The 16,376-nt window shown below is 66.5% G+C and carries 18 protein-coding genes; 10 read left to right on the forward strand and 8 right to left on the reverse strand.

The features are described 5' to 3' along the window. Positions 1-15 precede the first annotated feature (15 nt). The 8 genes from BKA03_RS07840 to BKA03_RS07875 all read right to left on the reverse strand — a co-directional run bounded on the left by BKA03_RS07840 (position 16) and on the right by BKA03_RS07875 (position 5,873). Positions 16-402, reverse strand: a complete 387-nt coding sequence (locus tag BKA03_RS07840) for a DUF7793 family protein (RefSeq protein WP_179397854.1) — start codon at positions 400-402, stop codon at positions 16-18. A 106-nt stretch (positions 403-508) separates the two neighbouring features. Further along, on the reverse strand, positions 509-895 hold the full coding sequence (locus BKA03_RS07845) for a DUF7793 family protein (RefSeq protein WP_444546585.1): 387 nt from the start codon (positions 893-895) through the stop codon (positions 509-511). Between the two features lie 77 nt (positions 896-972). Next, positions 973-1,380: a DUF7793 family protein gene (locus BKA03_RS07850; RefSeq protein ID WP_179397856.1), complete on the reverse strand. Its 408-nt coding sequence runs from the start codon at positions 1,378-1,380 to the stop codon at positions 973-975. 89 nt (positions 1,381-1,469) lie between these two features. Next, the gene (locus BKA03_RS07855; RefSeq protein WP_179397857.1) at positions 1,470-1,856 is read right to left on the reverse strand and encodes a DUF7793 family protein; all 387 of its coding nucleotides are present in this window, start codon (positions 1,854-1,856) and stop codon (positions 1,470-1,472) included. A gap of 187 nt (positions 1,857-2,043) precedes the next feature. Next, positions 2,044-2,838 carry a transglutaminase-like domain-containing protein gene (locus tag BKA03_RS07860; protein WP_179397858.1) on the reverse strand — a complete coding sequence of 265 codons (795 nt, stop codon included), beginning with the start codon at positions 2,836-2,838 and terminating at the stop codon, positions 2,044-2,046. 54 nt (positions 2,839-2,892) lie between these two features. Then, positions 2,893-3,567 carry an SDR family NAD(P)-dependent oxidoreductase gene (locus BKA03_RS07865; protein ID WP_179397859.1) on the reverse strand — a complete coding sequence of 225 codons (675 nt, stop codon included), beginning with the start codon at positions 3,565-3,567 and terminating at the stop codon, positions 2,893-2,895. A 33-nt stretch (positions 3,568-3,600) separates the two neighbouring features. Then, positions 3,601-5,280, reverse strand: a complete 1,680-nt coding sequence (locus BKA03_RS07870) for an ABC1 kinase family protein (RefSeq protein WP_179397860.1) — start codon at positions 5,278-5,280, stop codon at positions 3,601-3,603. Positions 5,281-5,318: 38 nt separating this feature from the next. Continuing rightward, a complete protein-coding gene (locus BKA03_RS07875; RefSeq protein ID WP_179397861.1) occupies positions 5,319-5,873 on the reverse strand; it encodes a PadR family transcriptional regulator in 555 nt (184 codons plus the stop codon). 509 nt (positions 5,874-6,382) lie between these two features. On the opposite strand from BKA03_RS07875, the gene BKA03_RS07880 reads away from it, so the two are divergent. The 10 genes from BKA03_RS07880 to BKA03_RS07925 all read left to right on the forward strand — a co-directional run bounded on the left by BKA03_RS07880 (position 6,383) and on the right by BKA03_RS07925 (position 16,057). After that, the gene (locus tag BKA03_RS07880; RefSeq protein WP_179397862.1) at positions 6,383-6,553 is read left to right on the forward strand and encodes a hypothetical protein; all 171 of its coding nucleotides are present in this window, start codon (positions 6,383-6,385) and stop codon (positions 6,551-6,553) included. After that, positions 6,550-7,200, forward strand: a complete 651-nt coding sequence (locus tag BKA03_RS07885) for a cytochrome b N-terminal domain-containing protein (RefSeq protein ID WP_308477960.1) — start codon at positions 6,550-6,552, stop codon at positions 7,198-7,200. Before BKA03_RS07880 ends, BKA03_RS07885 begins: the two co-directional genes overlap by 4 nt. Continuing rightward, positions 7,197-8,150, forward strand: coding sequence for a hypothetical protein (locus BKA03_RS07890; protein WP_179397863.1), 954 nt, complete (start codon positions 7,197-7,199; stop codon positions 8,148-8,150). The genes BKA03_RS07885 and BKA03_RS07890 overlap by 4 nt, the downstream gene beginning before the upstream one ends. Before the next feature lie 240 nt (positions 8,151-8,390). After that, positions 8,391-8,795, forward strand: coding sequence for an ArsR/SmtB family transcription factor (locus tag BKA03_RS07895; protein WP_179397864.1), 405 nt, complete (start codon positions 8,391-8,393; stop codon positions 8,793-8,795). 7 nt (positions 8,796-8,802) lie between these two features. Next, complete coding sequence (locus tag BKA03_RS07900) at positions 8,803-9,294, forward strand: NADH-quinone oxidoreductase subunit B family protein (RefSeq protein WP_179397865.1); 492 nt, start codon at positions 8,803-8,805, stop codon at positions 9,292-9,294. Beyond that, positions 9,291-11,360, forward strand: a complete 2,070-nt coding sequence (locus BKA03_RS07905) for a proton-conducting transporter transmembrane domain-containing protein (RefSeq protein ID WP_179397866.1) — start codon at positions 9,291-9,293, stop codon at positions 11,358-11,360. The genes BKA03_RS07900 and BKA03_RS07905 overlap by 4 nt, the downstream gene beginning before the upstream one ends. Then, positions 11,357-12,316 carry a respiratory chain complex I subunit 1 family protein gene (locus BKA03_RS07910; protein WP_179397867.1) on the forward strand — a complete coding sequence of 320 codons (960 nt, stop codon included), beginning with the start codon at positions 11,357-11,359 and terminating at the stop codon, positions 12,314-12,316. Before BKA03_RS07905 ends, BKA03_RS07910 begins: the two co-directional genes overlap by 4 nt. Beyond that, positions 12,313-12,972 (forward strand): hypothetical protein, encoded by a 660-nt coding sequence (locus tag BKA03_RS07915; RefSeq protein WP_179397868.1) that lies wholly within the window; start codon positions 12,313-12,315, stop codon positions 12,970-12,972. Before BKA03_RS07910 ends, BKA03_RS07915 begins: the two co-directional genes overlap by 4 nt. Further along, positions 12,972-14,573, forward strand: coding sequence for a proton-conducting transporter transmembrane domain-containing protein (locus BKA03_RS07920; protein WP_257020118.1), 1,602 nt, complete (start codon positions 12,972-12,974; stop codon positions 14,571-14,573). Before BKA03_RS07915 ends, BKA03_RS07920 begins: the two co-directional genes overlap by 1 nt. Beyond that, positions 14,570-16,057 carry a hydrogenase large subunit gene (locus BKA03_RS07925; protein ID WP_179397869.1) on the forward strand — a complete coding sequence of 496 codons (1,488 nt, stop codon included), beginning with the start codon at positions 14,570-14,572 and terminating at the stop codon, positions 16,055-16,057. Before BKA03_RS07920 ends, BKA03_RS07925 begins: the two co-directional genes overlap by 4 nt. The last annotated feature ends 319 nt before the right edge of the window (positions 16,058-16,376 follow it).

The raw sequence follows: 16,376 nt of genomic DNA on the forward strand, positions 1-16,376 counted from the left end.
GCTCGGGCATGGAGGTCACGGGGTGAACTCCTGGAGCCAGGCGATAGCGGAGGCTTCATCGTCGAACACGCGTATGGGCGTTTTCGGTCGGTTCACGTTGACAAAGAGGTTGCCCATGACCCGGAGTGCCGGGGTACGAACAACTAGTGCGGCGGCCGTCACGAGGTCGTCCCGCCGCGAAAACTCGAGGCGCGCCGGGCGATCCTGTGTGGAGCCCTCTCCCAGACATATCAGGGCGAGAACCCGTTGTCCGCCGCCGAGCCCCGCTATCGCTTCGGTCGCCGCGACCGCGTCCTCGACCCCGATCGCAACCCCCGGCGCCCAGGTCAGGTACACGATGCCGTCAGGGCGGAGCGATATCCGGAACTTCGGGTGCGCAGTCTCAGTAGAGTCGCCGCTCATCGGTCCTCCCAAGGTGGGTCGTCTCCAGTCTCGCACCTGTGGGGACTCCGCGCGGGGCGACCGGTATCACTCCGGACTCAGGCGCCGCTGTCACGGGTTCAGCCGATTACCGGATGAACCCTTGGAGCCAAGCGACCGCGGAGGCTTCATCGTCGAACAACCGCGTGGGTGTGACCGGTTGGCTCACGTTGACGAAGAAGTTCCCCACCATCCGGCTGAGTGGGGTGCCTACAATCACGGCAACGGCCGACACCTTGTTGCCCCGCTGCGCCAACTCGAGGCGCGCGGCCCGATCCTGTGAGCGGGCATCATGCACGTCCACCAGCAGGGGAAACTTTCGCCCGCCAGTGATCTCCTCCGTCGCTATGCCCGACGCGATCACGTCCTCGAGCACCATTGAAATCCCTGGAGCCCACACTTGTTGCAAGATGCCGTCCGGACGAAGCCATATCCGAAACCTCGGGTGCACCACTTTATTGGACCCGCCGTTCATCGGTCCTCCCAAGGTGGGTTGTGCCCAGTCTCGCACCCGTCGGCGCTCCGCGCGGGGTGGCCGGTCTCACTCCGGACTCAGGGGTCGCCATCAGGGGCTCGCCGGACGAACTCTTGAAGCCAGGTGATCGCGGAGGCGTCATCCCCGAATAGTCGTGTGGGGGCCACTGGCTCGCTCACGTTGAGGAACAACTTTCCCATCGTTCGGCCGAGGGGGGTGTTGACGATGAGGGCGACGGCCGACACGAGGTCGCTCCGTTCCACAAAATGGAGGCGCGTGGCCCGATCCTGGGGGCGGGAATCGTGCGCGTCCACGAGTAGTGGTGCCCGTACCCCACCGGTGAGTGCCATCATCGCACTGTGCGACGCGACCGCGTCTTCCAGCACGATCGAGACTCCCTGATTCCAGACGAGGTGGACGATTCCGTCGGGGCGGAGCCACATCCGAAACCTCGGGGTCACCACTTCGCTGCGGTCGCCGCTCATCGGTCCTCCCAGGGTGGTTTACTTCCAGTGTTGCACCTTACGAGACCCCGTGGAGGTGATCTTCATCACCCCTCGCTCCAGCATCGCGGTCATGCGGTGAACTGTTTGAGCCAGGCGACGGCGGAGTCCTCATCATCGAATAGTTGTGTAGGTGCCACCGCTTGGTGCACGTTGGCGAACAAATTTCCCATGATTCGGCTGAGTGGGCTATGGACGATCAGGGCGAGGGCCGACACATTTTCGGCCTGGCGCGCAAACTCAAGTCGCGCGGCCCGATCCTGTGTTGCTGCCTCGCCCGGCTCCACCAGCAGGGGAACGCGTCGCCCGCCAGTAAGTTCGACCAACGCACTTGTCGACGCGATCGCGTCTTCCAGCGTCGTCGCCACCCCAGAAGCCCACACGCATTGCGCGATGCCGTCGGGGCGGAGCCATATCCGAAACTTCGGATGCGCCATCTCACTGGAGTCGCCGCTCATGGGTCCTCCCAAGGTAATTTGCATCCAGTATCCCACCTGGTGATGCGCCGCAGAGTCTGCCCCGCATCGAGCCTGGACGTCGTTGTGGCAGGAACGTCTCTATGAGAAGGTTGCGCAGCGTCAAGGTTGGCGCCACCTGGATGGAAACATGACTCGGTCCGTTCGCGTCTTCTGGGCGACAAGCTCTTCAGCCCAGGTGGATGGCGTCCATAAGGTCGTCGTGTGGCAACGCGTCGACCACCGCGCTCACCGCCAACTCGATCAATTCGGCGTGGCCCGAAACGACCGTCATGAAGGCCGTGTCCGCGGCATCCCTGCCGGTCGCAATGCGCACCAGCGAGGTGCGGGGCGCCAGCGCGGTGGCGTCGACGACGCACCACTCCCCCTCGACATGTGCCTCGCACACGGCATGGAAGTCCATCGGAGATAGGCCTGGCGCATACACGGAGACGAGCCGGGCGGGAACGCCGCTCGCTCTCAAGAGCGCCACACAGAGGTGTGCGTAGTCGCGGCATACGCCCCTGCGCGCCAACAGGGTTCGCACGGCGCCGTCGGTGGGAAGGCTCGATCCGGACACATACTCCAACCGAGTGCCGACCCACGAGCTCACCCCTGAGAGCAAGGAGTGCCCAGTCAGCCCGCCAAACTCGGCGTTGGCCGTCGCCGCCAACTCATCGGACTCGCAATATCGGCTGGGACGAAGGTAGCGAATGAGGTCTCGCGGGACAGATGGCGCGGGCGGTTCGCGGCCCTCGATGGTGGCCGCGTAGTCGATAGTCAAGAGACCCACGTCGGCTCCTATCGCGTGGAGCCGCGTGCCGTGTGCATCACCGATCACTCTCGCGTGAAGCGGCGCGCCATCGAGCCGCACATCCAGCCTCTCGTCGATGTCTCCACTGCGGGACGCCGCCCCGATCGACATCGCCAACTCGCTCGGGGACGTCACATCGATCGTCAGGTGTGCTGTGACATTGCGGCGCATGGCGCCATCGTGTCACGCCGCAGGTTCTAGGGCGGGTTCAGCGACCCCTGAGGCTCACTCGCGACCGGCCTCCAGCGGAATCAGCATGGTCCGGAACTCGCCGGGGGCGCTGTGGATCTCCCAGATGCGTTGGGCGACAGAATCGATGCCGTTGTCGAGTTGAAGCTTGGGGATGGCGCCAGGGATCACGAGTTGGACGACGCGAATACCCTCGTCGGCGAGTGCTTCGTGAAGCATCTCGCCGTAGGCACTCTCCGCGGGGAACGCGACCGACGTTCCCGCGAATCCGGCGCGCGCCTTCACCGAGGTGCCGCCGTTGATCAGGACGATGCTGCCGTCACCGGCCTCCCGCATGGCGGGTAGCACGGCACGCACTGCGTGGATCAGTCCCAACGCAGAGAACCGCAACGCCTCGAGCGCGAGTTCGGGGGTGAGGTCCAGAACAGGTTTGAGGTAGGTACGCGCAGGCAAGGGGCTGTACTGGAGCGCCAAGATGGGGCCGAGCTCGGCGGCGGCCCGCGCCAACGCCGTTTCGAGGGCCGCGGCGTCTCGCACGTCCGCCGCGTAACCGCGGGCCTCCACGCCCGACTCGCGCAGCTCGGCCGCCAGAGAGTCGAGCTTGGACTGGTCACGAGCGATGAGAGCAACTGAAAAGCCTTCGCGTCCGAACCTGCGCGCAACCGCTGCACCCAGCCCCGGTCCTGCTCCGATGATCGCCATGGTCGGCATGGGCGTCTCCTTCCGACGAGAGTCAAATCGACCCTAGTGCCCGCGTCGGCCCCCGAGTAGCGCGTGCAGCAGGGGCAGGCTGGAAGCGATCATGAGCCACGTGCCCAGCCCGGAGTCGTCGGGACGCACCAGGGCGCCGGCGATAAGCAGCGAGGAGAACAGTCCAGTCGACACCAAGCGCCTCCCGGCGCGTTCTATTCGGGCGATCCTGCGCTCCAAGCGTGGCGCGGTGACACGGAACGAGCCGTCTTCGATCTGGGCAAGGACCGCGTCGAGCCGCGAGGGCATCCGCCAGAGCAGCCCCGCGTTGTCGAGGGCCTGCCGCCCCAGGTCGGCGACCAGGTTGCCGCCCTCGTCTCGCAGCAATTGCTGCGCATACGGTTCGACGGAGTCCCACAGGTTGTACGCCGGGTAGAGCGAACTGGACACCCCCGAGGTGAGAGACACCGCGCGGATAATCAGCAGGAAGTTCTCCGGCAGCTGGAACGGAAGCGTCAGCACCACGTCGCTGAACTCCACCGCGAAGTCCTGGAACTGCCGCGGGTCCAGTTCTCGCAACTCGGCAAATCCCATGCCGCCAAACCTGGCGAACAGCGACGTCATGACACGCTCGAGGTCCACGGTGTCGGCGGAGGGCAGCAGCACCCCCACCTCCTGCATCGCCTTAACCATGCCCTTGCCGTCGCGCGCAGCCGCCGCAATGATAAGGCCGCGCAAGGTGCCACGTAGGCTCGTCGGCACCTCGCCCATCATGCCGAAGTCGACGAACGTGAGCGTCCATGGCGGGCCTTCGTGTTCCGGCACGGCGGGAGTGACGAAGAGGTTTCCCGGGTGGGGATCCGCATGGAAGAAGCCATGAAGGAACAATTGGTCGAACATCACCTCCGCGAACGCCGATGCGACGTCGGAGGGTTCGATGCCTGCGGCGCGTAGCGCTGCGGTATCGGTGATCTTGATGGCGGTCACGTCTTCGAGCGTCAGCACGCGGCGCGTCGTGCGCTCCCACGCGACGGCCGGGACCCGCACGCGGTCGTTCTGGGCGAAGTTCTCTGCGAAACGCTCGGAATTCGCCCCCTCCTGGAGGTAGTCGATCTCCTCGAGGCATGTTTGCGCGAACTCCTCCACGACCGCAGGCGCGTCGACGCGTTTGGATACCAATTGCACCCGGCTCAGCCATCCGCCGACCTTGCGCAAGGCTGCCAAGTCGACGGCGACAATGTCGCCGATGCCTGGGCGTTGCACCTTGACGACCGCGCCGTCGAATCCCACGTCCGAAGCATCGCGCCGCGAGAGCCTTGCACGGTAGACCTGCCCAAGGGAGGCGGCGGCGATCGGAGTCTCGTCGATGGACGCGAAGACTTGCTCGAGCGGCACACCCAACTCTTGTTCGGCGAGTGCGCGGATGGCGGCGAAAGGCACTGCGGGCACCTCGTCTTGGAGGCCCTCGAGTTCCTTGGTGACCTCCGGTGGCAGCACATCCAGTCGCGAGGACATGAACTGACCGAGCTTGATCATGAGCCCGCCGAGATCTACCGCGAGCACGCGGAATCGACGCGCAAAGCGCTTCATGCGGGCGGGCCTTGTGCGCTCGGCGACGCCGCGGAGCCCAATGGTGGGGAGGAGAATCTCGTACCACCAGGTCACCGCGAGATTCCGTGCGGCAAAGCGGAGGATGCGCCGGTAGCGGGCGCGGCCTGATACGGCGTCGGGCATCAAATCTCCTTGACCCCGACGGTCCGACGGCAAACCCGTCAGTCCTGCGCGAGGATCGAGTAGATCTTACGTCGGGTTTCGTTGAGCACCTCGGCGGCCTTGTGGTGTTGCTCGGACGTTCCAGTCCGAACGACCTGGGCGACCGCCTGTGCAAGTTCGATGCCGGCCTTCGGCACGGCACCCAGCGCATTGGTGTCGAACGGCGCTGTGTTCTCCCACGCGGCCGATCCCGCTGCCGCCGCGGCCTCTTCGCGACCGGCCTCGGTCAACGAGTAGACCTTCCGGTCTTGGGACACCTCGGTGGTCACGAGGCCCTCGTCTGCGAGAAGCTGCAACGTGGGGTAAACCGAGCCGGCGCTTGGCTTCCACTTGCCACCGGTGCGTTCCTCGATCTCACGAATGAGTTGGTAGCCATGCTTCGGCTCTTCGGCAAGGAGCGTAAGTATTGCCGCGCGCACGTCTCCACGGCCCATGCGAGTGCCGACCTTCTTGTCAAAGGAGGTGCGCAAGTGGTTCATGGCCTGCCACATGGCGTCGGCCGCCTGGCCGGGACCAGAGTTGCTGGAACCGCCGGGACGGAATGAGTTACCCATGACTACCTCCTATAGGCGCGTCGCTAACGATAGCGAACGACATATCGCTATCGTCACACGCTGGAGTGGTGATTGCAAACGGGAGCGGCCTCGGTGCTCGATCCAGGAACAGTCACGCCATCTGAAACACGGCACCCATCGCTTCGTGGAAAATTGGGACAGACCAAGGGGGCCCGCCAGGAGCTCTATGCCCACGGATTCTTGAAAGCGGAGCGGAAAACCTCGGCGCCAAGGTGGAGATAGGGATTCGGCATGGGAAACCCGGGCTCGCCGTGCAGCGCGGAAACCTCCCCGGATCAAGCGTCGCCCACTACCCCGACTACGGTCTAGGTTGAACCCCCTGAAGCGGCTTCCGGGACATAGGTCCCGGTGGCTCAGAGTTTGCGCAGAGGACCCGCAGAGTTCGAGCAGAGTTGAGGGTGTGGGGGAATTTCTGCCGACTAGAGTAGGCAAGAATTGTCCACGCGACCCATACCCGCGTCACACATTTAGAACGGGGAGTTTGCTCCATGGCAGGTACACAGATATTGGCCGAAGGTGCTGGTAATTACCTCAACTTCGGAATCTTCCACATTTCGGTCACGAATGCGCTGATCATGGGAGCAATGATCGTCATCTTCATCTTGGCGGTTGTCATACCGTTCCCCCATCACGACGCGGACGACGAGGTCTCTCGGTGAGCGCCGTCGAGGACACGGCGGCCAAGGTGGACTCCCCCCCCAGGACCAGTTGGAGCGCTTGGGTGCGCTATCGCATTACGCACATGGTTCCAGAGGGCCAGTGGCTTCCCGACCGGCAGCCCTCGTATATGGCGTCCTGGATCTACGTTTTCGGCATGGCCACGCTGGTCTCCCTCTTTATTGTGATCGGTTCTGGAGTGGTGCTCGCGCTCGGCGGTTCCGAGTGGTGGCACACGTCCAACGTGGGCCACTACGTCAACTCCGTGCACCTGTGGAGTGTTGAGATCTTCTTCGCCGTGATGGCGATCCACCTGTGGGGCAAGTTCTGGATGGCGGCATGGCGCGGCGGTAGGTCCCTGACCTGGATGACGGGCATGATCGCTTTGCTCGCCGCAGTGGGTACCGGGTTTACCGGCTACCTCAGCCAGACCAACTTCGATTCCCAGTGGATCGGTGCGCAAGCCAAGGACGGCTTGAACTCGGTTGGCCTCGGTGCGTGGTTCAACGCGCTCAACCCGGCGACCGCGCTCACTCTTCACATCGTCGTGCTACCGCTCGCGGTCGGCGCCATCGTTATCATGCACGTCATCCTGGTGAGACGCCACGGCGTGGTCCCGCCCATCGGTGCGGAGGAGCCCACATCATGACCACACCGTCAACGCGCGGCAAGCGCTACACACCCGACTCTCACTCTTTCCCCACGAGGCCGTACGACCTCGTCAAGGAGATGGTGGTCGCAGGCGTCATCCTGCTACTCGTCGCCCTCGCGCTCGCGGCCGGCTTTGGTTCGCTCGACGAGAAGGCCATCACCCTGCAGAGCTGGGCAAAGGCGGCGCCTTTCGACGTTGTCGCGACCGCCACTGGCGAACTCGCGGGCACCACTGACAGCGCTGGCTATGGCCCGCCATACAACAACGCCAGCGAAGGCCAGAAGTTGGGGCCCCTCGCGCTGCAGAAGTGGGGCGGCATCCGCATCCCCGTGAACTCCGCGCAGGACCTGGTTTTGACGCCTCTCGAGAGCGGCACACCTGATGCCGCACTCGCGGATGCGTTGACCACATGGAAGGCCGCCAACGCCGACCAGCAGACCGCGTGGGCCACTTCCTACGGTGACGCCCTCGCGGCAACGCCGGATGGCGATCCCACCACTGTGGCGAGCGGCGACTACGGGCCGGTGCCCGTCATGGCGTCGTCCTTCCTGACGCTCGCGAACGCAGGCGGCCTGGAGCAACTCATCTCGCCAAACTTCTATGGCGGCGACCGTACCAAGCAGCTGCTGCTGCTCGCGGACGGTTCCTACATGGAGGACCAGGCCCGTGCACGTAGCCTGGGCGGCGACCAGTGGGGAATGATGAACGAGGCTGGCAACTTCCCGGGTCAGGTGTGGCTGGGGATGATGACCTTCTGGTATCAGATTCCTGCGCTCGGTAACTCCGACAACGGCGACGCACTCGTCTGGGGCGCGACCGTGATCATCGTGCTGGGCTTCCTCTTCCTGCCGTTCCTGCCCGGATTGCGAGCAATCCCGGAAAAGATCCCCGTCTACAAGTTGGTCTGGCGGGATTACTACCGGAGGCAGAACAACAAGAAGAAGTAGCGCGCGTCAATACCGTTGTTTGACAACGCGCACGGTGCTCATATCGAGCGTCGATGCACAACAAGAGATACGGTCCGGGTCCTGCTGGAGGTCGGCAGGACCCGGACCGTATCTCTTTGTCCGCTTGGGCCGAGAGCCTCCGCACGCGAATGCGGGTTTAGGACTTCGTGAAATCACAACGTCCTGATGTGGTGATACCGTTTGTCACATGACAAGGCGGCCGAGCGCGGGTGGGATGGCATGACCGCACCCCTCCAGCAAATGAAGGCCGACCTGTTCAAGGCGATGGGGAACCCGATGCGCATCCGGGTGCTCGAGCTTCTCTGTGAACGCGAACGCTCCGTCGGCGAGATGCTCGTCGAGCTTGGCGTCGGTGCCTCGGCGCTGTCCCAACAACTTGGCGTACTCCGCGGTACTGGCTTGGTGCTGGCTCGGCGCGAGGCCTCTGCCGTGTACTACTCCGTCACCTCACCGCGGGTCGCCGACCTGCTCGCCGTCGGACGGCAGCTTCGTGCGGACCTTCTCTCGCTTCAGGTGGACATGCTCACGGATCTGCGCGCGGAAGAAGATGCCGACTCCAAGGACGACACCGCTGGTTCCGCCGACGACACATCGGCCCTGCACGCAGAGTTACGGAACAGCTGACCGCGCCATGTTGAGACTCCTGCGCACGATGCTGCGCGTCGGCCGGATCGCTTTGCCGGCGCCAGTGGCACCGCCGTCGCCTGAAGCCCCGACGGCCGAACCGCTGCCGTGGTCCGGCTCCATCCAGATCCGGCACGTGGACGCCGGGTCATGCAACGGGTGCGAGGTCGAGATCGCCGCAGCGTTCGGTCCCGTCTACGACGCCGAGCGCTACGGCGCACGCCTGGTCCCCTCGCCTCGGCATGCGGACGTGCTGCTCGTCACCGGTCCCGTCACGCGGAATATGGCCGATCCCTTGCGGATCACCTACGAAGCGACACCGGCGCCCAAGCGCGTGATTGCGTTGGGTGACTGCGCCCGCAACTGTGGCGTATTCGCAGGCGCCTACGGCGTCGAGGGACCGGTGTCGGACATCATCCCCGTCGACGTCGAGGTTCGTGGCTGCCCACCCTCGCCGGAAGACATCGTCGCCGCGTTGCGAGGACTGACCGGCCGATGAACCTGATCGAGATGGGCCTGTTCCTGGCCGCAGGAGGAGCGCTGCTCGGCGCCCTCGCCATCGCCCTCGTCCCCCGGCGCGTGCGGCCCCTGGTCGGCGGCCTGGTGACGGCCGGCGTCGGAGTGGGTGGCGTGCTTGCCGGCATCGGCGGCCTCACCGGCGCTGGCGCACATGGTGGAGCAGCGTGGACACGCATCGCGCCGGGGCTCCTGCCCCTCGGTGAGGCTCGCCTCAGTGTCGACGCTCTCTCCGGTGTGTTTCTGCTCCTTGTCGGCGCCGTCGCGATCGCCGCCGGGGTCTATGGCATTGGTTACACCGCCGACGGCGCGGGCCACGCGAACCCGGCAGGCTCCCGCACGACGCAAGCGACCGTCCCGCTGTTCGTCGCCTCGATGATCTTCGTTCCCGCGTCCGCCAGCGTCACGACGCTCCTCGTGGTGTGGGAGCTGATGGCCCTGACATCGCTCGTCCTCGTGCTCACGGAGCACCGCCTCCGCCCATCGGTCCGCGACGCCGGCCTCTGGTACGCGGGAATGACCCACGCCGGGCTGGTGGCCATCATGACCGGCTTGGTCGTCTTCGCGTCCGGTGCCGGCGGAGAATCGTTCGACGCGCTGCGCGCCGGGGCGGCCCACCTGTCGCCCGCTGCGCGCTCCACGGTGTTCGTCCTGGTATTCATCGGTTTCGGTGCCAAGGCGGGACTTGTACCCCTGCATGTCTGGCTGCCGCGGGCCCACCCCGAGGCTCCCAGCCACGTGTCGGCGCTGATGTCGGCCGCAATGGTGTCGCTGGGCATCTATGGCCTGATCCGGGTGGGCTTCGACCTCCTCGGCGGCGGTCCCCGATGGTGGGGGTTGCTGGTGCTCGCGATCGGAGCCGTTTCCGCGCTGTTCGGTGTGCTGCAGGCCAGCGTCGCGACGGACCTCAAGCGACTCCTCGCCTACTCGACGACCGAAAACGTCGGCCTGATGGCAATCGGCATCGGCGCATCCGGAGTATTTGCCGCGGACGGCAATCGCGCCCTGGCCGGCGTGCTGATGGCCGCCGCAGTGCTGCACGCCCTCAACCACGCCGCCTTCAAGACCGTCCTCTTCCTCGGTGCAGGGTCCGTGCTGCGGGCCACCGGGCTGCGGGACCTCGACGCGCTCGGGGGCCTCGTGCGCCGCATGCCGCTCACGACTGCCCTCTTTGGGATCGGCGCGCTTGGCGCAGCCGCACTGCCGCCTGGGAACGGGTTCGTGTCCGAATGGGTGCTCCTGCAAGGCCTCATCCACTCGATACACGAGGGCATTTCCGCAGCGCCAGTGGTCGCGGTGAGTATTCCAGTCGCCGTCGGCGTCGTTGCCCTCACGGCCGGGCTTGGGGTCGCGACCTTCGTCAAGGCCTTCGGCGTCGGCTTCCTCGCCCAGCCGCGGTCGACCGCTGCGGCCACGGCGACCGAGAGTCCGATGCCGATGCGCGTCGGGATGGGTATCGCCGGGGCGACGTGCGTCGTGCTCGGCGTCGCGCCCGCAGTTGCGGGCGGCGCGCTCGATCGGGTATTGAACGTACTCCCGGCCGTACGCAATACGGCCCCGCTCGCCGACAGCGCCGTGACCCTGCGCCTGGCCGGCATCGCCGGTTCGATGTCGCCGCTGCTAATCGCGTGCGGACTGGCGCTCTCCGCGCTCGTGGTGTTCGGCGTCGTGCGTCGTCTGACGGGCGGTGCGCCGCGCCGCGTAGTGGGTGTCTGGGCCAACGGCCGTACGGAGCGCGACTCCCGCCAGGAGCTCACCGCGACATCCTTCGCCGAGCCTCTCACCCGCGTATTCGACGACGTGTTGCGGCCTGAGCACGACATCGACATCACGCCCTACGCGGAGTCCTCTTATCTCATCGAGTCTGTGACCTTCCGCCAGCGGGTTCCCGACCGCCTGGAGGCGGCCATCTATCCCCCGCTCTTGGCGACCCTCTCATCGTGGGGTGAATGGTCCCGACGCATGGCCAATGGGCGGGTGCACCGCTACCTCGCGTACGGTTTTCTTGGGCTGCTTGGTGCACTCGTCGTCGTCGCGGTGACCACATGACCGCGTCGGAGACCGCCGTCGCCGTCGCCGCCGCGGGCATTCAGGTGGCCCTCATCGTGGTCGGTGCGCCCTACCTCGCCGGCCTAATGCGTCAGGTGCGGGCTCGCATGGAGGGCCGTGCGGGGGCCGGCGTCGGCCAACCCATGCGAGACCTGCGCAAGTTGTTCCGTAAGGAGGCAACCAGGCCCGAGGGTACGAGCGTGGTGTTCGCCGCTGCGCCCCTGATCATGCTCGCCTCGGCCGTCTTCCTCGCCGCCGTCATCCCGTTCGTGTCAACGATCGCCGCGGTGGGCGGCGTCAGTGACCTGTTTGCGGTGGTCGCGATCCTCCTGCTCGGGACGGTTTCGCTCGCACTCGCCGGCCTAGACACGGGCACGGCGTTCGGTGGCATCGGCGCCAGCCGCGAGGTCACCATCGTCGCGCTCGTCGAGCCGACGATCCTGCTCGCCATCTTCGCCCTCTCCGTGCGGGTGGGCTCGTCCAACCTCACCGATATCGTCGCGGGCACCCTCGCGTCACCCTCGCAGGTGCTCTCCCCTGCCAGCCTTCTCGCTGCGGTCGCGTTCGCCGTGGTGATCGTCGCCGAGGCGGGTCGCCTGCCCGTCGACAACCCGTCGACACACCTCGAGCTCACCATGATCCATGAGGCAATGGTGCTCGAGTACTCCGGCAGGGACCTCGCGATGGTCGAACTGGCCGCATCGATGCGCCTCGCGCTGCTGCTGGGACTCGGCGTCAACCTGTTTGCTCCGTGGGGTGTCGCGACGAGCCTCGCTCCTCTCGCGCTCCTGCTCGGCATCGTCATGCTCATCGTCAAGGTCGCCCTGGTCGGGGTGGCACTCGCCGTCATCGAGGTGTTTATGGCCAAGCTCCGCCTATTCCGCGTGCCCGAACTTCTCGCCGGATCGCTGCTTTTCGCCCTGCTCGCCGTCGCCGCCTCGTACTTCCTCGCATGAGCGCCGCCGTGTCCACCCAACTACTCGACGTCATCAGCGGCGCCATCCTGCTCACCGCCGTCCTGACGCTCTGGCGCCGCGACCTCGCGGCGATCATCCGGCTTCTCGCGATTCAAGGAGTGTTTATCGCGGGCCTGGCGCTGCTCCTTGGTGTCACTGAACGTAGCGGCGAGCTGTGCCTCGCGGCCCTCGCGGTAGCGGTCCTCAAGGCGGGCGTGCTCCCCGCCATCCTGCGTCGAGTGCTCGCCGACAGCGGCGAGGTGCGCGAGACCGCGCCGCTCGTCAACGTGACGGCGTCCCTCCTTGCCGCCGCGGTGCTCACCTTGTTGGCCTACGTGCTGAGCGGACCCCTCGTCGCCCTCGCGCCGTCGGCGGCGACCCGAGCACTCCCAGTCGGCATCGCCGTCGTGCTGCTGGGCTTCTTCATGCTCGTGACCCGCCGACGCGCTCTCTCCCAGGTGATCGGCTTCCTGCTCCTTGACAACGGCATCACGACGACGGCCTTCCTCGCCACCTCGGGCGTGCCGCTCGTGGTCGAGCTTGGGGTCTCGCTCGACGTCCTCCTCGTGGTGATCGTGCTGCAGATTGTCGCCGCCCGCATGCGGATGGCGTTCGGCAGCACCGACCTTGACGGCCTGAGCGAGTTGCGCGACTGATGGCGACGGGAACAGCGATGGCGATGTTGATGGCGAACGGGCTTCTGCCCCAAGGACCACTACCCGATCGGGGCGTGACGGCTGCGGTGGTGCTGCTGGTGCCCGTCGTCGTGCCCGCACTCGCGGCGGGGCTCGCAGCGGTGCTCGGTTGGCGCCGCTGGGTTGCTTGGGTAGCGGTCGCGGCTTCCGCGGCAGTCCTTGTCGCGGGCATCGCGGCGGCAGTCGCCACCGTCGACGGATCCGTGCTTGCCGTGGGTGGCGTGCTCCGGGCGGACGCGCTCACGTCCGCGATGCTGCTGGTCATCGGAGGCGTCTCGGTGATCGCCACCTGGGCCAGCGTCGAGTACATCGGTGGAGAACTTGGGGCCCAGAAGACGACCGCCAGGGGTGCGCGCCGATACGCGATCCTTGTGGCGCTCTTTATCTCCACCATGGCCGGCACCGTTCTCGCCGCCAACCTCGGGGTGATGTGGGCCGGAATCGAGGCCACCACGATCGTCACCGCGTTCCTGGTAGGTCACCACGGCGGGCGTCGCGCCGTCGAGGCAACGTGGAAGTACGTCATCATCTGTTCGGTGGGAATTGCCCTCGCGTACCTCGGTACGGTGCTCGTCTACTACGCCTCCCAGCACTCGGGCGGCGCGGACGGGCTCAAGGGGACGCTCGACTGGACCACGCTCGTCGCGCATGCGGACCGGCTGGATCCAGGGGTGATGCGCATCGCCGTCGTGCTGCTGGTACTTGGTTTTGGCACCAAGGTAGGCCTGGTGCCGCTACACAGTTGGCTGCCCGACGCGCACAGCGAGGCGCCCGCACCCGTCTCCGCCCTCATGTCCGGCGTGCTGCTTTCCGTCGCCGGGTACGCGCTGCTGCGTTACCGGGTGATCGCCGTCGCGGCCCTCGACCCAGCATTCGTCCGGGCCCTCCTGCTGGTGGTGGGGATCGGGTCGGTCGTGTTCGCCGCATCGATGATGATCGCGCAGCGCGACTACAAGCGCCTGTTGGCCTACTCGAGCATGGAGCATATGGGGCTGGTGACAATCGGCATGGCGGTCGGCACGCCACTTGCAATCGCCGCCCTGCTGCTGCACGTGCTCGGCCACGGACTCGCAAAGGCCGTGCTGTTCTGCGCATCGGGCCAGGTGTTGGAGCTGACGGGTACCACGCGCATGGATGGCGTCCGGGGGCTGCTCGTGCGCCGGCCCGCGCTCGCGGGGGTGTTCGCTCTCGGCATCGCGGCACTCCTGGGGCTGCCTCCCTTCTCCCTGTTCGCCAGCGAGCTCGCCTTGGCACGGGCGACCGCAGGCGCCGGGCTTTCCTGGGTCGTCGGAGTCGCGCTCGTGCTGCTGCTCGTAGTTTTCGTGGCTATCGCAAGGCCGGTGGCGGGGATGCTGTTCGGGCCGTACGACGCCACTGATCGCGGTCACGCTGACCACGGTGACACTCACGAACATCCCGCATCCGTCGGCGCCGCTACCGCCCGCCGATGGCCGTCGATCGTGCCGTTAGCGCTGGGTCTGGTGGCGCTCGTCGCCCTCGGCGTGGCGGCACCGCTGGACGGATTGCTCCAGTCGGCCGCTGCGATCGTGGGGACCCGATGAGCGCCGTCGATCGGCGGGACGTCACCGCAACCGAACTGGGCGGACAGGTGCAGGGGTTGCTCGACGACGGCCTGCGCCTGGCCCTGGTTGCTGCGCACGAGGATTCCGACGCGTTCCGAGTGGTCTACCTCCTTACCGGCTCGGGCAACCGGCGTGTCGAGCTTGCCCTCCGCACGAGCCTCGACGCGCCAACCGTGCCGAGCCTCGCACGCCTATCGTTCCCCGCGGGGCGTTTCGAGCGCGTGATGCGCGACCTGTACGGCATCGTGCCGATCGACCATCCGTTGCCACGCCGGATGGTGCGGCACAAGCACTGGCCGACAGGCTGGTACCCCATGCGCTCCGACGCGGGCTCTCCCCCGCCTTTCGGGCCGACGGAGGGCGCCTACCCCTTCCTGAGGGTCGAGGGGCCCGGGGTGTACGAGATTCCCGTCGGTCCCGTCCACGCGGGCATGATCGGTCCCGGCCACTTCCGGTTTTCCGTTGTCGGCGAGTCCATCCTCAAGCTCAAGGCTCGGCTCTGGTTTACCCACAAGGGACTGACCAAGCTCGCCGAGGGGCGCACTCCGGCAGAGGCGCTTCCGCTAGCCGAACGCATCAGCGGGGACACCACGGTGGGCCACACCACGGCGTTCTGTAGCGCCGTTGAGGATGCTCTGGGTGTTGACGTACCCGAGCCCGCCCGCGCCGCGCGCGCGGCCCTGCTCGAGCTCGAACGGCTATATAACCACGTGGCGGACCTCGGCGCGCTCTGCATGGACGTTGGCTACGGAATCCTCAACGTGCACGCGCAGCGGGTGCGTGAGGACGTGTTGCGGCTTGGCGCCGAGGTGACCGGCCACCGGCTGATGCGCGGCGGCGTCGTACTGGGTGGCGCGGCGCTGGCTGCGGTGCCGACCGCCGCACAACTCACGCGAATCGCCGACGATGTCACGGAGATCGTCGACCATGCCCTGCGCCAGTCGGTCGTGGTGGATCGCTTCACCGGGACCGGGTTGCTCACCGCCGCGAACGCCCGCGAAATCGGCGTCCTCGGGTACGTCGGCCGGGCCAGCGGTCTCGACGTCGACGCGCGGCGCGACCACCCTTCACACCCGGCGACCGTGAGCGTGCCGCCGGCACTGCGGACCGAAGGGGATGTGTTGGCACGTTTCTCCGTGCGGGCCGACGAGGTGCGGGCGAGTGTCGACTTGCTGAGGGTCCTGCTCCCGGAACTGCGTTCCGGGCGGTGGGTGGCGGAGGTGCCTGCCCACCCTGCGGGAGCCGCCGGAGCGGCCGGGTCGGGGCTGGTCGAGGGGTGGCGAGGAACCATCGCGCACCGCATAGAAATTGGCCCTGACGGGTGTCTGACGCGGCTCGCAGTGGTGGACCCGTCATTCCTCACGTGGCCGGCGTTGCCGGTCGCGCTGCGCGGCATGATCGTCGCGGACTTCCCCGTCATCAACAAGAGCTTCAACCTCTCGTACGCGGGGAACGACCTCTAGTCACGGTGTCACTGGCTGGCCTCCACGCCCAAGGGACACCGTGACGAAGAGACGGCATCCCCACGGCCCCACGTCGGTGCCTGTGTCCCGGTCAGTCGCGACCCGCGTGTCGCGTGGCCGATCGAGCGCAGCGCGACAGTTCCCGAGTCGGCGTTCGAATGACCTCGTGGTTCTGGTGAGGTCTTCGCGCACGCAATTTGTCTTTTGTGTCCTTCGAACGCATGCTGGGTTGAGGAGCCACCCATTTTTGCGATGCAACGAATGTGAGGAATCCATGTCGCCACGTCGAAGAGCCAGCACCACCGCCGACACGCCACAA

The sequence above is a fragment of the Demequina lutea genome, assembly GCF_013409005.1.
Taxonomy (GTDB): Bacteria; Actinomycetota; Actinomycetes; order Actinomycetales; family Demequinaceae; genus Demequina; species Demequina lutea.

What these genes read in the sequence shown, in the direction of transcription:
- BKA03_RS07925 (WP_179397869.1), top strand. Translation starts at nt 14,570, where the DNA reads ATGAGCGCCGTCGATCGGCGGGACGTCACCGCAACCGAACTGGGCGGA.
- BKA03_RS07855 (WP_179397857.1), bottom strand. Translation starts at nt 1,856, where the DNA reads ATGAGCGGCGACTCCAGTGAGATGGCGCATCCGAAGTTTCGGATATGG.
- BKA03_RS07840 (WP_179397854.1), bottom strand. Translation starts at nt 402, where the DNA reads ATGAGCGGCGACTCTACTGAGACTGCGCACCCGAAGTTCCGGATATCG.
- BKA03_RS07895 (WP_179397864.1), top strand. Translation starts at nt 8,391, where the DNA reads ATGACCGCACCCCTCCAGCAAATGAAGGCCGACCTGTTCAAGGCGATG.
- BKA03_RS07845 (WP_444546585.1), bottom strand. Translation starts at nt 895, where the DNA reads ATGAACGGCGGGTCCAATAAAGTGGTGCACCCGAGGTTTCGGATATGG.
- BKA03_RS07900 (WP_179397865.1), top strand. Translation starts at nt 8,803, where the DNA reads ATGTTGAGACTCCTGCGCACGATGCTGCGCGTCGGCCGGATCGCTTTG.
- BKA03_RS07870 (WP_179397860.1), bottom strand. Translation starts at nt 5,280, where the DNA reads ATGCCCGACGCCGTATCAGGCCGCGCCCGCTACCGGCGCATCCTCCGC.
- BKA03_RS07910 (WP_179397867.1), top strand. Translation starts at nt 11,357, where the DNA reads ATGACCGCGTCGGAGACCGCCGTCGCCGTCGCCGCCGCGGGCATTCAG.
- BKA03_RS07905 (WP_179397866.1), top strand. Translation starts at nt 9,291, where the DNA reads ATGAACCTGATCGAGATGGGCCTGTTCCTGGCCGCAGGAGGAGCGCTG.
- BKA03_RS07875 (WP_179397861.1), bottom strand. Translation starts at nt 5,873, where the DNA reads ATGGGTAACTCATTCCGTCCCGGCGGTTCCAGCAACTCTGGTCCCGGC.
- BKA03_RS07860 (WP_179397858.1), bottom strand. Translation starts at nt 2,838, where the DNA reads ATGCGCCGCAATGTCACAGCACACCTGACGATCGATGTGACGTCCCCG.
- BKA03_RS07920 (WP_257020118.1), top strand. Translation starts at nt 12,972, where the DNA reads ATGGCGACGGGAACAGCGATGGCGATGTTGATGGCGAACGGGCTTCTG.
- BKA03_RS07915 (WP_179397868.1), top strand. Translation starts at nt 12,313, where the DNA reads ATGAGCGCCGCCGTGTCCACCCAACTACTCGACGTCATCAGCGGCGCC.
- BKA03_RS07880 (WP_179397862.1), top strand. Translation starts at nt 6,383, where the DNA reads ATGGCAGGTACACAGATATTGGCCGAAGGTGCTGGTAATTACCTCAAC.
- BKA03_RS07865 (WP_179397859.1), bottom strand. Translation starts at nt 3,567, where the DNA reads ATGCCGACCATGGCGATCATCGGAGCAGGACCGGGGCTGGGTGCAGCG.
- BKA03_RS07890 (WP_179397863.1), top strand. Translation starts at nt 7,197, where the DNA reads ATGACCACACCGTCAACGCGCGGCAAGCGCTACACACCCGACTCTCAC.
- BKA03_RS07850 (WP_179397856.1), bottom strand. Translation starts at nt 1,380, where the DNA reads ATGAGCGGCGACCGCAGCGAAGTGGTGACCCCGAGGTTTCGGATGTGG.